The sequence below is a fragment of the Streptomyces sp. NPDC047014 genome (assembly GCF_040644195.1).
Taxonomy (GTDB): Bacteria; Actinomycetota; Actinomycetes; order Streptomycetales; family Streptomycetaceae; genus Streptomyces.
Genome location: NZ_JBEYVX010000037.1, coordinates 50222 through 63003, shown reverse-complemented (window position 1 = coordinate 63003; position 12782 = coordinate 50222). Strand labels below are relative to the sequence as shown.

Genomic DNA, 12782 nt, shown 5'->3' with positions numbered 1-12782 from the left:
CGGCGGGCTCCACCGCGATGATGATCGCGGGCATCGGCACGATCGCGGCCGGCGGCATCAGCTGGGTGCCCTCGGGCCCGGCGCGGCGGAAGCCGAAGCCCTGTTCGACGCCCGTATGGCCCGGAATTCCGGTTTCAAACGGCCGGCAGCGGCCTCCGGAGGGGCTACGGCCGGCCCGCCGCGCCGTCGATCGGCACCACGACCTCTATGCGCTTGCCGCCCGCCCCGGCAGGGGTGATCGTCACGCTCCGGGTGAGGCGGCGTATCAGCGGCCACCCGAAACCGCCCTGGCCCGTGAGCGCCCCCGTGGGGCGCTGCGCGGGGTCCGGGGGACCGGAGGCGACGGCGTCGGTGACGGCTATCAGCAGCCCGGTGCCGCCCGCGCAGAGGGAGACGTCGAAGTCCAGGAGTCCGCCGCCGTGCCGGATGGCGTTGGTGACCAGCTCCGAGGTCACCAGCAGCGCGTCGGTGAGGACCGCCTCCCCGGCGGCGTCGCCGGGGCCCGCGGTCGCGGAGGACTCCAGCAGGGCCCGTACCCGCTCACGCGCCTCCATGGCACTGCGCGGCGCGCCCGTGCGCGTCGTCGTGCTGTCGCCCATGCCCGCGTGGTGCAGCATCCGTCACCTCCTCGCGTCCTCCCGTCCTCGCGGGAACGCCGTTCAGCCCCGTCGAGGCGGCACGATCATGGCCGTGCCCTCGGCCACGCTGGGCGCGGTGGCGAAGGCCAGGTCGGCGCCGGTGATCTCCAGCAGCCGGGCCAGCCGGACCGGCACGGTCCCCGCCAGGACCACCGGCCGGTCCAGGGCGGGCTGCAGCAGGATGCTGAGCGCGGTCGAGTCGACGAAGGTCACCCCGGCCACGTCCAGCACGAACCGCGTGACACCGGGCGCCGCCGGGTCCATCGCGATCCGCAGGGCGGCCACGTTGTCCATGTCGAACTCACCCGCCATCACCACGATCCGCACGTCCCCGTCGGACCGGGTCTCGACGTGGCTGCGTGCGTCGGCGTTCTGCGTGTCCATGCTGCTCACGTCCGTCTTCCCCACATTCCTGTTCGCATTCCCGAACTTTTGCGGCCCGCGCCAGGCTCGGCGGCGGCCGCCGTCCGCCTCACCGCGAGCGCGGCAGCTTCACCACGGTGACGAAGAAGTCGTCGATCTGCTGGATCGCCCGGATGAACTGGTCGAGGTCCACCGGCTTTGTCACATAGGCGTTCGCGTGCAGCTTGTAGCTGCGCAGGATGTCCTCCTCGGCGGCCGAGGTGGTGAGCACGACCACGGGGATGTGGTTCAGGTCCGAGTCCGTCTTGATCTGCTCCAGGACCTGCCGCCCGTCGTACTTGGGCAGGTTCAGGTCGAGCAGGATCAGGTCCGGGCGCGGGGCGTTCGCGTGTTCGCCACGGCGATACAGGAAGTCCAGCGCCTCCAGCCCGTCGCGGACCACGTAGAGGACGTTGCCGATCTTGTTGTCCTCGAACGCCTCCCGGGTCATCAGCTCGTCGCCGGCGTCGTCCTCGACGAGCAGGACGACGGCGGGAGTGGCCTGGGGCCGGTCTGCGGGGCTGCTCATCGGCGGGTTCCTTCGGTGGGTACGGAGGCGGGCGGCGCGGCGTCGGAGCCGCCCTCGGTGTCCGCCGGGCCGGCCGCGGGAGCGGTGGCCGTGGTGACGACGGGCAGGGTGAAGACGATACGGGTGCCCTCCCGGTGCTCGGTGTCGATCCGGATGCGTCCGCCCGCGTGCTCGACGATCTTCTTGCAGAGCGAGAGCCCGATGCCGGTGCCGCCGTAGCTCTCCCGGCCGTGCAGCCGCTGGAAGATCACGAAGACCTTCTCGGCGAACTCGGCCGGTACGCCGATCCCGTTGTCGGTGACGGTGAAGGTGTGGAAGCCCGGCTCCGCGTCCGGCCCGTCGGCCAGGGCCACCTCGACGCGCGGGGCGCGGTCCGGGGAGCGGAACTTCACGGCGTTGCCCACCAGGTTCTGCCACAGCATCGCCAGCAGCATCGGATCGCCCACCGCCTCCGGCAGCCGCTCCGGCCGCACGATCTCCGCCCCGCTCTCCTCCACCGCGGTGGCCAGATTGCGCAGCGCCCGGTCCAGCGGCTCGTCCATCGCGACCGTCTCGCGCGCGTCCTGGACGCGGCCCACGCGGGAGAAGGTCAGCAGGTCGTTGATGAGGACCTGCATCCGCTTGGCGCCGTCTACGGCAAAGCCGATGTACTGGGCGCCGCGCTCGTCGAGCTGGTCGCCGTACCGCTTCTCCAGCAGCTGGCAGAAGGAGGCCACCTTGCGCAGCGGCTCCTGGAGGTCGTGCGAGGCCACGTACGCGAACTGCTCCAGCTCGGCGTTGGAGCGGCGCAGCTCCACCGCCTGCGCGTCGAGCTCGGCGGCCGTGCGGTCGAGCCGTTCGGCGTTGCGCCGCGAGGCTTTCAGCTCGGCGACGGTCCGGTGCCGCATGGCCTCCACCGCCTGGGCCAGGTCCCGCAGGTCGGAGGGGCCGCGCAGCGGGATCTCCTCCTCGAAGGCCCCGTTCGCGACCCGCCGCGAGGCGGTGCGCACCAGGGCGAGCGGCCGCAGCACGCCCACGTGGAGCAGGACGGCGAGGGCGAGGCCGGCCAGCAGGAAGGCCACGGCGATCGCGAGCAGGATGTGGTCGCGCTGCGAGCGCGCCTCACCGAAGGTGGTACGGGCCTCGGCCTGGACCCGGTCCAGGTGCGCCTGCTGGGCGGCGATCTTGCGGCGGACCTCGTCGAAGCGGTCCTTGCCCGCCTGGAAGGAGGGCGCGGTGGTGCCGTTCTCGACGGAGGCCACGGCGGGCGTCGCGAACTCGTCGCGCCAGACCCGGGCGGCCTCCTGCACCGCCGCCAGGTCCTCGCGTACGCCCGGATCGTCCACCAGGACCGCCGCCAGGCGCTGGGCCGCCGCGGTCTCGCTGGCCACACCGCGGTCGTACGGCTCCAGGAGCGCGGGCTCCTCGGCCAGCAGATAGCCGCGCACCCCGGTCTCCTGGTCCAGCAGGGCCGTCTCCAGCCGCAGCGCGTCCCGCTGGGCGGGCATGATCACGTCGACGAGCCGGTCGCCGGCGGTGGTGGTGTGCGCGAGCAGCGTGGCGCCGACCGCGCCCGTCCCCAGGACCATCAGGGCGAGCACCACCAGCACGGTGGTGAGCCAGCCCTGGAGGCTCGCCGTCCGGCGCTGCGGGAAACGGCGGCGGGACGGCTGGGGAGGCTGTGCGGGGGAGGTCACGACGGGGAGTTCCATTCGAGGTGGAGGACGGCGACGTCGTCGGCCAGGCCGCCCCAGTCCGCGGCGATGCCCTGCGCCGTCTGGATCAGGGTGTCGACGAAGAGCTCGGCGGGCAGCTCGGCGTGCTTGCGGGCGATCTCCAGGAGGCCCGCCTCGTCGAGACGGTCGGAGCCCGGTCCGATGCGGCCCTCGATCAGGCCGTCGGTGAAGAGCATCAGGGCCCCGCCGGACTCCACGGGCACCCCGGTGACCGGCCAGCCCGGCCCCCAGCCGGGCACGATGCCCAGAGCGGGCCCGCCCGGCACGGTACGCAGCTCCACGCCGGCCCCGGAGCGGATCAGGAACCCGGGATGCCCGGCCCGCTGCACGGCCACCTCGCGGCTGCCCGCGGGACGGGTGAGGGAGATGAGCGTGGCGAAGATCTCCGGCCCGGAGCGCTCCGCGACGAGAATCTGCTCCAGCAGTCCCAGCAGCTCGGCGCCGCGCGCGCCGGCCATCACGAAGGACCGCCAGGCCACGCGCAGACACACCCCGAGGGCCGCCTCGCTGGGGCCGTGGCCCGATACGTCGCCCACGACGGCGTGCGTGGCCCCGTCGGGGGTCTGCACCACGTCGTAGAAGTCACCGCCGAGCAGGGTCTGGGCGCGTCCGGGGTGGTAGCGGGCGCAGACGCTGACGGCCTCGGCCGCGTCGTCGAGCAGCAGCGGGGTGGGCAGCAGACCGCGTTCGAGGCGGGCGTTCTCCTCGGCGCGCAGTTTGCTCGCCTGGAGGGCGGCCGCCGCCAGCTCGGTCCGCTTTCGCTGGATGGCGTAGCGGATGGCCCGCATGAAGACGTCCGCCTCCAGACGCCCCTTGACCAGGTAGTCCTGGGCTCCGGCAGCGACGGCGGTCAGGCCCGAGCGCTCCTCGGACAGGCCCGTCAGGACGACGACCGCGGCCTCGGCGGAGACGGCGAGGACCTTCCGGAGCCCGTCCAGGCCCTGGGCGTCGGGCAGGTGCAGGTCGAGCAGCACGCACTCGGGGGTCTCGGCCTCCAGCAGGTGCAGGGCGTCGGCCAGGGAGCGGGCGCGGCCGAGCCGGACCTCGATCCCGCTGTCCTCCACCAGCTCCTCGACGAGCACGGCGTCGCCCTCGTCGTCCTCGATGAGCAGGACGTACGGCGGCACGCCGTTCCACAGCGCCAGGGAGTCGTCCGCGATCCCCAGGGACGCCTCGCGGGGCGGGGTCGCCGCCTGCTGCGGGCTGCGGGCGGCCGGGCGCTGGGCCCCGAGCCCGGAGATGCTCACCATGGCGTCGCGTCTGTCCCTTCTCATCTCGGACGGCGGACGCCCGACGGACGCGTGGTTGCGTCGGGTAAGCCTAGAGTGATCATTTGCCGTTAGGCAATATTTTACGAACTCAATGAGTCTGTCATCCCCGGCGGCCGAACCGGAACCGGCCCCCCGCCTTCCGTGACGGAAGTCTCCTCCGCCACCGCCGCGACCTCGGCCGGATGCGCCTCCGCCGCCGCCTCCCGGAGCGCCTCCAGGCCCGTCACCAGCGCCTCCACCGCCTCGGGCGCCATCCGCCCGAGCACCGCGGTCAGCTCGCGCCGGTGGATCGCCCGCCGCTCCTCCAGGAGCGCACGCCCCCGGGGTGTGAGACGTACCTCCACCTCACGCCGCTTCGACGGATGCGGGGAGCGGGTCAGCAGCCCCATCGCCTCCAGCCGGTCGCACAGCCGCGTCACCGACGGCGGACCGGAGCCCAGTACCGTGCTCAGCGTGCGCAGATTGACGCCCTCGGCCCCCTCGACGGCGAGCAGCGCCCGCAACTGCGAGGGCGACACCGCGGGCGTCACACCGTCCTGGCCCCGGGCGTGCAGCACCGCCAGGAGTTCCGCCGCGGCGGCCAGGGCCGCGACCGGATCCTCGTACGCGGGGGAGCGGCAGGGACGGGGCATGCCACCACTGTGCCACCGTCCGCCGCCGAAGAGCGCGCCTACCCCCTGCCGTGCCAGTCCAGGCAGACCACCATCGCGTCGTCGGCGGCCTCCGCACCGCCCCGGTAGCCCGGCAGTTCCTCCAGCAGCGCCCGGGGCACCTGCGAGGGCGGCAGCAGCCGGGTGTTCATCACCGCACGCTCCAGGGCGTGCAGGCCGTACCGTTCGCCGGAGGGGGAGAGGACGTCGTAGACCCCGTCGCTCAGGAAGAACAACCGGTCGCCGGGCCGGACCCGGAAGCTCTGGCAGGTGTAGACGGTGTCCTCGAACATGCCGAGCGGCAGCTGCGCCTCCAGGGCCAGCGGCTCCACGGCGCCCGCGCGTAGCCGGTACACCCGGGGCGAGCCGGCGTCGATGACCTCCACCTCGCCGGAGTCGAGGTCGAAGCGGAGCAGCAGCATCGCCAGGTGCAGATTCCCCTGGTACTGGCCGTAGAGGGCCTGGTCCGCCAGCGCCGCCTGGTCCGCGAGGGCGAGACCGCCCCGGCGGGCGTTGCGCAGGGCGCTGATCGCGAGGCTGGTGAGCAGCGCCGCGTCGATGCCCTCGCCCATGCCGTTGTTGACGGTCAGCGTCAGGTGGTCGGCCGAGGCGGACCAGTCGAAGCTGTCGCCGTAGATGGCGTACGCGGGCTCCAGTTGGGCCCCCAGGTCGTACTCGGGGCGGGAGCAGGCGCGCCCCGGCAGCAGCTGCCACTGCATCTCGGCGGCCAGGGTGAGTCTCTTGGCCCGGCGGGCCTGGAGGAAGAAGTCGGTGTCCCGGTCCGCGACCACGATCGCGTGCGCGAGCGCGTCCGCCACGTCCCGCAGCGGGCCCAGCCCGCCGAGCAGCACACCCGCCGGATAACGGACGGTCAGCACCCCGAGCCGGTCCCCGCGCACGCTCACCGGCAGATGCACGGCGGTCCCGTCCGGCCCGGCGACCACATGCGGCTCCTGCGAACCGAAGGCCCGCCCCTCGGTGCTGTTGTACGCCGACACGGACCCGGCCGTGTAAGGCTCCGGGGTGACCGGCTGGAGCCGGGCCGAGGCGTAGTCCGCCAGCAGCAGTTCGGCGCCCGACGCCCCGTGTTCGCGGGCCAGGATGCCCCGGACCTCCTCGAACAGCGCGTGCGGGGCGGAGCGGCGCAGTGCCCGCTCCAGATCCCCGCCGCCGCCCCCGACACCCTCACCGCGTCCGCCTTCAGTCACCGGCCCCGCCCTGTCTCTCTCGTAACTGCCAAGATGGGGGACTACGAAGCCGCCGGTCCGCCGGGGAAGGGCTGCGCGTACGTCCGGTAGGGAGTGTCACATGAGTCAGCGGCCGATCGGCTCCCCGCGGCCCGTCGTGTCGGCGGTGACGCACATGAGCGAGCTGATCGAGCTGCTGGAGGTGGTCTGGGAGCGCGGCCGGGACACCGCCAGCGCCCCGCCCGTCTCCTCCGCGCAGGCCCGCGTGCTGTTCCTCGTGGAGAGCAACGGCCGGCTCAACCTGCGCGAGCTCGGCCGGCTGCTGGAGGCGGCCCCGCCGTCGGTCACCCGGCTCTGCGACCGCCTCCAGGCCGTCGGCTTCCTCGAACGGCACCCGGGGGCCGACGACCGCCGTGAGGTGCTGCTCGGCCTGACCCCCGCCGGGCGCACCTACCTCGAACGGCTGCGCGCCCGGCGGCAGGAGGTACTGGCCGAGGCGATGGCCGCGATGCCGGAGACCTCCCGCGCCGCCCTGGCGACGGGGCTGGCCGACTTCTGCGCGGCGGTGGCGGGACCGCTGCGGCTGCCGTCGCCGGAGTCCGCCGCCGCGACGCGGACGGCCTGAGGGCTCAGGGCCGCGCGTGGGCGGCGTACCGGGACGGGCCGGAGGGCGGGGGCGGTGCCGGGGGCGGGCTCAGGCGTTCTGCACGATCCGGCGGACGTTCTCGATGCTGCCGCAGTCCGCCGCGAGCTGCTTCTCGCGCTCCCGCAGGAACGCGGCGCCCAGTTCGGCCCGGCGCTCGTCGGGCACGTTCTCCCGCGCGCCGTTGAGGATGGTCCGCTCCTCCTCGTCGAGGTGGTGGTTGACCGCCTTGACCAGCTCCTCCAGGCGCTCGTCCCACTCCTCGGAGCCGACCTCCTCCACCTCCATCAGCTTGAGCAGGGCCTCGTTGCCCTCCGCGTGCTCCTCCGCGCCGTGCTCCACCTCTTCGTTCTCGATGTCCCGGAAGCGCTTGAGCGCGCCGTAGACCTCGTGCTCCTCGGCCTCGGCGTGGGCGATCAGCAGCGCCGAGAACTTCGCCAGCGCCGCAGCTCGGTCGGCCTCCACGCTCCGCATCCTGCGGAACAGCTCCTCCATGGTCCGGTGATCCTTGAGGATCACCGCGACGACGTCCTCGCCCTGACCTGCGTCCGACATGTGATCAGCCTCCTCTGTCCGGGTCCCGTCACCTGCACGGCTGCTCGCTCGCGGGTTTTTGAAACGCCCGGGACCCGTGGGTCATGCTCGGCCGCACGCCCGCCCGATTTCCGTGCCACGCCGCACGGTCACCCGTTCGCCGCGCGGCGGGTCGGCGGGCCGGCCGGGGGCCGGCGAACAGGCGCCCGGTCAGCGAGCCGTGGCCGCCGCCCACGCGCCGCCGCGCACCGTGTACACCGTCAGCCGGCGGTTGACCGTGTCGCCGTGCCCGTCGAAGGCGACCCGGCCGGTGACCCCGTCGAACGACAGCCGGGCCACGGCCCGCGGCACCTCGGCCCGGGCGTTGCCGGGCAGGGTGCCGCCGTTGGCCGCCGCGACCGCCTTCACCGCTTCGACGATGCTCCAGGTGGCGTCGTAGGCGTACGGGCCGTACCAGCCGGCCGCCTCCGGGTACCCGGCCTTCCCGTACCGCGCGAGGAAGTCCCGCCCGGCCGCCGAGTCCTCGGCCGGTGTGCCGACCATGCTCGCGAGATCGCCCTCGGCCTGCGGGTTCGCCGTGGGGTACTGCTGGTCGAAGACGCCGTCGCCGCCCATCAGCGGCACGGTCAGGCCCGCCTGCTTCACCTGCTGGGAGAGATGGGCCGCGGTGTCGAAGTAGCCGCCGAAGTAGACGGCGTCCGCGCCCGCCGAGCGCGCCCGCAGGGCGAGTCCCGCGAAGGCGCGCTCCGCCGGGTCGACCCGCTCGGTGCCCACGACGGTGCCGCCGAGCTTCGCGAACTCGGCCGAGAAACCCGAGGTCAGGGCCGTGCCGTGGGCGCTCCCGTCGTCGACCACGTAGACCTTGGTCTTCTTGCCCTCGCCGTGCAGGTACCGGGCGCCGAACGGCCCCTGGTCCGCGTCCGTGGCGAGGGTACGGAAGTACGTGGAGTACGGGCGGGTGGTGCTGCCCGAGGCCCAGCGGGGGCCGAGCGTCAGCACGGGGTCGGTGTTGCCGGGCGATACGACGGCCAGGCCCGCCCGGTTCAGCGGCGCCACCAGGGTCTTGGCCACGCCGGAGTTGAGCGGGCCCACGACGCCCAGCACCTTGGCGTCGGACACGAACCGGGCGGCGTTGGCCGCGCCCTTGGCGGGGTCGGCCGCGTCGTCCAGCGCCTTGAGCTCGAAGGTCACCCCGGGCACGTGCCGGGTCTCGTTGGCCGTCCGCACGGCGAGGTCGGCGGCGTTGCGGATGCCGGTGCCCATCGGGGACAGCCCGCCGCTGAGCGGTGCGTCCACGCCGATCACCACGGTGACGGAGGGCGCGGCCGCCCCGCCGCCACCGGCCGGGCCGCCGGTGTGGCGCCCGCCGCCGTCCCCGGTGAGGGTCCAGGCCAGGACCGACCCGGCGGCGAGGGTGGCCAGCACCGTGCCGAGTACGACGGAACGGCGCGCGAGGGGCCGCCGCCGGGCGGACGTCCCGTCCACGGGCTCCCGTTCGGCCTCGGCCGGAGGCGCGGGCACGGTCGGCGCGGCGGGCTCAGGATCCACGGTGGTCGGGGTCGGGGTCGGAGTCGAAGTCGGCGTCGGGGTCGGAGTCGGCGGCGCCGGATCCGGTGCGGGCGCCGGTACGTGCGGAGTCCGCGGGTCCTGCGGGGGCGGCGCGGGCGCCCGCCCGGGCCCGGGATCCCAGGCAGGGCCCGACCCGGGCGCGGGCTCCGCCTCGCGCCGCCGCCCCGGCCCGCCGGACGTACCGGATTCCGCCGGGAGGGCGTCGAGTACCTCCGCCAGCATCTCCGCCGCCTCCGCAGCGCCCACCCGCAACGCCGGATCCTTCGTGAGCAGCGCGTCCAGTACGGGAGCCAGCGGGCCGGCGTGCACCGCCGGCCGGTGCGGGCGGGTGAACACCGCGACGGCGAGCGCGTGCAGCCCGTCCGCCGCGAACGGCGGCTGCCCCTCGACGGCGTGGTAGAGGGTCGCGCCGAGCGCCCACAGGTCGTTCGCGGCGGTCGGGCGCTTGCCCTCCAGCTGCTCCGGCGGCATGTACTGCGGCGTACCGATGACGATCCCGCTGTGGCTCAGCTTCGTCGTGGCGTCGGCGAGATGGGCGATCCCGAAGTCGGTGAGGACCACGCGGTCCTTGGCCAGGAGCACGTTGTCCGGCTTGATGTCGCGGTGCACGATCCGCGCCGCGTGCGCCTCCGCCAGCGCGTCGAGCACGGCCGCGCCGATCCGCGCCACACGCCGTACGGGTAGCCGGCCCCGGCTCCGGACGGCCGCGGCCAGGGACTCGCCGCGGATCAGCTCCATGACGATGACGGGAGAGCCCCGGTGCTCCACGACGTCATGGATGGTGATGATTCCCGGGTGGCTGAGAGTGACCGCCGCCCGCGCCTCGCCGGTGAACCGCCGCAGCAGCGCGGCCCGGTCCTCGTCCTCCATGCCCGGCGGGAAAAGGATCTCCTTGACGGCGACCTCGCGCCCGAAGAGCTGCTGGTCGACGCCACGCCAGACCCGGCCCATACCGCCCTGGCCGATGCGTTCGACCAGCTGGTAGCGGCCGGCGATGAGTTCGGGATCGTGCTCGGTCACGCGCACACTGTATGTGCTGCCGGGCCGACCGGGTGCCGAAGGGATGGCTTGATCGGGCCCACGGCGCGGAGAGGTCCGGCATGGCGGCGGATTCGCCGGGCAGGGGCGGGGAGACCCCCTTTCCGAGAGGAGACCGTGATGACCACCGCACGGGAGATCATGACGGCGGACGCGACCTGCGTGAAGGCCACGGACACCGTCCTGGACGCCGCGAAGAAGATGACGGAGCTGGGGGTCGGCGCACTGCCGATCTGCGGCACCGACGAGAAGCTCAAGGGGATGCTGACCGACCGCGACATCGTCGTGAAGGTCCTCGGGGCGGGCAAGGACCCGGCAGAATGCAAGGTGGGCGAGCTCGCCCAGGGCGAGGCCGTCACCATCGGCGCGGACGACGAGGCCGACGTCATCCTGCGCACCATGATGGACCATCAGGTCCGGCGCCTGCCCGTCATCGACGGGCACATCCTTGTGGGCATGGTCGCCCAGGCGGACGTCGCGCGCGCCCTGCCGGCACCCCAGGTAGGAGACCTGCTCGACGCCCTCTCCGCGCCCTGAACCACCGGCGGCACCGACAGCGGCCCCGGCACACGCGGGCCCCCGACCCCACCAGGGGGATCGGGGGCCCGCGCCGCGTCCTACGCGTTGGGGTGGAGGCCCGGTCCGGTCGGCGGCCCCGCCAGGGGAGTGGGGGAGAGCAGGGAAGGCTCCTCACCGGATTCGAGCAGGGTGTCCGCGGCGCCGACGATGAGGGTGTCGGGCCGGCCGACCGCCTCCTCGTCCTTGCGGTCGTAGTCGACGCGCCACAGCAGACTGCGCATCGCCTCCAGCCGCCCCCGCCGCTTGTCGTTGCTCTTCACCACCGTCCACGGCGCGTGCTCGGTGTCGCTCGCGCGGAACATCTCCACCTTCGCCGTCGTGTACGCGTCCCACAGGTCCAGGGAGGCCAGGTCGGTGGGGGAGAGCTTCCACTGGCGCACCGGGTCCACCTGCCGGATCGCGAAGCGGGTGCGCTGCTCCGCCCGCGAGACCGAGAACCAGAACTTCACCAGCAGGATCCCGTCCTCGACGAGCATCGCCTCGAAGGCGGGACACTGCCGCAGGAACAGGTCGTACTGCTCCGGCGTGCAGAAGCCCATCACCTTCTCGACGCCCGCCCGGTTGTACCAGGACCGGTCGAAGAAGACGATCTCACCGGCGGCGGGCAGATGCGCGATGTACCGCTGGAAGTACCACTGCCCCTCCTCCCGGTCGGTCGGCTTGTTCAGGGCCACGATCCGCGCCCCGCGCGGGTTGAGCCGTTCCGTGAAGCGCTGGATCGTGCCGCCCTTGCCCGCCGCGTCCCGGCCCTCGCAGATCACCACCAGACGCGCCCCGGTGCTCTGCACCCAGTGCTGGAGCTTCAGCAGCTCGATCTGGAGGACCCGCTTCGTCCGCTCGTACTCGCGGCGCCGGATCTTGCGCTCGTACGGATAGTTCTCGCGCCAGGTGCGGATGGGCGCGCCGGAGGCGTCCAGCAGCACCGGCTGCTCCGGCCGCCGGTGGTCCACACTCAGGCCGGAGAGCAGATCGTCGGTCACCTGTTGCCGCTCTTGCCGCGCTATGGGATCACTCACGACCCGCGCCTACCCCGAGCTTTCCCCGGGTAACAAAAGGCATGAATCGGCCCCGGCACCTGCGAGAGGTGCCGGGGCCGAAGAGGACCGCGAGGGCCGGCCGTGCGGCCGGGCGGGCGGTCAGAGCGACCGTGGGGTCACGCCGGGCGGCCGCCGAAGGGCGCGCCGGTGCCGTAGTACGTGCCCAGCTCGTCCCGGTAGCCGGTGTCACCGAGGTGCTTGTCCCGGTGGAACTCGGGCGCGTCCTTGATCTGCTCCTTGGTGCGGTCCACGTAGACCTTCTCCTCCGCCTGGTCGATGCGGATCACCGTGCTCGCGGGGAGCAGGACCTCCTTGCCGAAGATCCAGACCCCGGTGTCGACCACCAGGTAGGCGTCACCGACCTCGTCGGAGTGCTTGTCGACCTTGCCGATGCTGCCGTCGGTGGCCTCGACCTTGTAGCCGGTCAGGTCCGTGGCGGTCAGACGGCCGGCGGTCGGCTTGTAGCTCCACACGTTCTCAGTCATACGAAAACAACTCCTCTTGAGATCTACGTTTCTTGAGGTCTGCGTTCTGTGCTGACCTGACCGCCTGTGCCCCGGCATTCGGGCTTCATTCACGGCGATTTCGTCCGGAAGGAGCGATACATGGGAGGAACGGTCCCCGGGCAGACGCCCCTGCGATGCCCATGTACGGGTCAGGGGAGGGGACGCGAGTGGCCGGGAGTGAGCTGACGGTACGGGAAGCGGCGGCATGGGATCAGCTGGCCGCCGAGCTGAGCCGGGGGAGCGCGCGAGCGCGCGGATGGCAGGGGGCGCGGGGCGCGAAGCAGAGACGGCTGGCGGCCACGCTGGTGCTCCTGGTGGTCGCGCTCACGATGCTGATCGTGGGAGGTTTCGCCGGTTCCGGGCTCCTGGCATGGAGCGGCGTGGTCGCCTGGGTCACCGCGGTCCTGGCCATCGCCCATATCCAGGGGCACGGGCCGCGGCTCCCGGTGCGCTGGTAGCGGCCGCTAGCAGCCCGCAGGAGCAC

14 protein-coding genes are annotated in these 12782 nt (G+C 73.2%); 3 read left to right on the top strand and 11 right to left on the bottom strand.

Going from position 1 to position 12782, the window contains the following annotated elements:
- Nucleotides 1-164 precede the first annotated feature (164 nt).
- From ABZ873_RS20650 to ABZ873_RS20620, 7 genes are all read right to left on the bottom strand, one after another.
- The gene (locus ABZ873_RS20650; protein WP_360873871.1) at nucleotides 165-617 is read right to left on the bottom strand and encodes an ATP-binding protein; all 453 of its coding nucleotides are present in this window, start codon (nucleotides 615-617) and stop codon (nucleotides 165-167) included.
- Between the two features lie 42 nt (nucleotides 618-659).
- Entirely contained in the window at nucleotides 660-1022 is a 363-nt protein-coding gene (locus tag ABZ873_RS20645; protein WP_360873886.1) for an STAS domain-containing protein, read from the bottom strand.
- An 88-nt stretch (nucleotides 1023-1110) separates the two neighbouring features.
- Entirely contained in the window at nucleotides 1111-1569 is a 459-nt protein-coding gene (locus ABZ873_RS20640; protein WP_360873868.1) for a response regulator, read from the bottom strand.
- On the bottom strand, nucleotides 1566-3245 hold the full coding sequence (locus tag ABZ873_RS20635) for an ATP-binding protein (protein ID WP_360873865.1): 1680 nt from the start codon (nucleotides 3243-3245) through the stop codon (nucleotides 1566-1568). Before ABZ873_RS20635 ends, ABZ873_RS20640 begins: the two co-directional genes overlap by 4 nt.
- Nucleotides 3242-4531, bottom strand: a complete 1290-nt coding sequence (locus tag ABZ873_RS20630; RefSeq protein WP_360873883.1) for a SpoIIE family protein phosphatase — start codon at nucleotides 4529-4531, stop codon at nucleotides 3242-3244. Before ABZ873_RS20630 ends, ABZ873_RS20635 begins: the two co-directional genes overlap by 4 nt.
- 104 nt (nucleotides 4532-4635) lie before the next feature.
- Nucleotides 4636-5187 carry a MarR family transcriptional regulator gene (locus ABZ873_RS20625; RefSeq protein ID WP_360873862.1) on the bottom strand — a complete coding sequence of 184 codons (552 nt, stop codon included), beginning with the start codon at nucleotides 5185-5187 and terminating at the stop codon, nucleotides 4636-4638.
- A gap of 38 nt (nucleotides 5188-5225) precedes the next feature.
- The gene (locus ABZ873_RS20620; RefSeq protein ID WP_360873859.1) at nucleotides 5226-6413 is read right to left on the bottom strand and encodes a PP2C family protein-serine/threonine phosphatase; all 1188 of its coding nucleotides are present in this window, start codon (nucleotides 6411-6413) and stop codon (nucleotides 5226-5228) included.
- 100 nt (nucleotides 6414-6513) lie between these two features.
- Here ABZ873_RS20620 and ABZ873_RS20615 point away from each other — a divergent pair, with 100 nt between their 5' ends.
- Nucleotides 6514-7017, top strand: a complete 504-nt coding sequence (locus ABZ873_RS20615) for a MarR family transcriptional regulator (RefSeq protein WP_360873856.1) — start codon at nucleotides 6514-6516, stop codon at nucleotides 7015-7017.
- A 69-nt stretch (nucleotides 7018-7086) separates the two neighbouring features.
- Here ABZ873_RS20615 and ABZ873_RS20610 read toward each other — a convergent pair whose 3' ends face one another.
- Both ABZ873_RS20610 and ABZ873_RS20605 read right to left on the bottom strand, forming a co-directional pair.
- Entirely contained in the window at nucleotides 7087-7590 is a 504-nt protein-coding gene (locus ABZ873_RS20610; protein ID WP_360873853.1) for a hemerythrin domain-containing protein, read from the bottom strand.
- A gap of 189 nt (nucleotides 7591-7779) precedes the next feature.
- On the bottom strand, nucleotides 7780-10158 hold the full coding sequence (locus tag ABZ873_RS20605) for a bifunctional serine/threonine-protein kinase/ABC transporter substrate-binding protein (RefSeq protein ID WP_360873849.1): 2379 nt from the start codon (nucleotides 10156-10158) through the stop codon (nucleotides 7780-7782).
- Nucleotides 10159-10296: 138 nt separating this feature from the next.
- Here ABZ873_RS20605 and ABZ873_RS20600 point away from each other — a divergent pair, with 138 nt between their 5' ends.
- Nucleotides 10297-10713 (top strand): CBS domain-containing protein, encoded by a 417-nt coding sequence (locus ABZ873_RS20600; RefSeq protein WP_360873846.1) that lies wholly within the window; start codon nucleotides 10297-10299, stop codon nucleotides 10711-10713.
- Between the two features lie 80 nt (nucleotides 10714-10793).
- Here the strand turns inward: ABZ873_RS20600 and ppk2 are convergent, their stop codons facing one another.
- Nucleotides 10794-11735 (bottom strand): polyphosphate kinase 2, encoded by a 942-nt coding sequence (gene ppk2 / locus ABZ873_RS20595; RefSeq protein ID WP_360873843.1) that lies wholly within the window; start codon nucleotides 11733-11735, stop codon nucleotides 10794-10796.
- Between the two features lie 173 nt (nucleotides 11736-11908).
- A complete protein-coding gene (locus ABZ873_RS20590; RefSeq protein WP_360873840.1) occupies nucleotides 11909-12277 on the bottom strand; it encodes a PRC-barrel domain-containing protein in 369 nt (122 codons plus the stop codon).
- A gap of 188 nt (nucleotides 12278-12465) precedes the next feature.
- On the opposite strand from ABZ873_RS20590, the gene ABZ873_RS20585 reads away from it, so the two are divergent.
- Complete coding sequence (locus ABZ873_RS20585) at nucleotides 12466-12756, top strand: hypothetical protein (RefSeq protein WP_360873837.1); 291 nt, start codon at nucleotides 12466-12468, stop codon at nucleotides 12754-12756.
- Nucleotides 12757-12782 lie beyond the last annotated feature (26 nt).

Excerpts from the sequence above, each read along its gene's own strand:
- ABZ873_RS20625 (WP_360873862.1), bottom strand. The coding sequence starts at position 5,187 with ATGCCCCGTCCCTGCCGCTCCCCCGCGTACGAGGATCCGGTCGCGGCC.
- ABZ873_RS20615 (WP_360873856.1), top strand. The coding sequence starts at position 6,514 with ATGAGTCAGCGGCCGATCGGCTCCCCGCGGCCCGTCGTGTCGGCGGTG.
- ABZ873_RS20610 (WP_360873853.1), bottom strand. The coding sequence starts at position 7,590 with ATGTCGGACGCAGGTCAGGGCGAGGACGTCGTCGCGGTGATCCTCAAG.
- ABZ873_RS20590 (WP_360873840.1), bottom strand. The coding sequence starts at position 12,277 with ATGACTGAGAACGTGTGGAGCTACAAGCCGACCGCCGGCCGTCTGACC.
- ABZ873_RS20650 (WP_360873871.1), bottom strand. The coding sequence starts at position 617 with ATGCTGCACCACGCGGGCATGGGCGACAGCACGACGACGCGCACGGGC.
- ABZ873_RS20645 (WP_360873886.1), bottom strand. The coding sequence starts at position 1,022 with ATGGACACGCAGAACGCCGACGCACGCAGCCACGTCGAGACCCGGTCC.
- ABZ873_RS20600 (WP_360873846.1), top strand. The coding sequence starts at position 10,297 with ATGACCACCGCACGGGAGATCATGACGGCGGACGCGACCTGCGTGAAG.
- ABZ873_RS20640 (WP_360873868.1), bottom strand. The coding sequence starts at position 1,569 with ATGAGCAGCCCCGCAGACCGGCCCCAGGCCACTCCCGCCGTCGTCCTG.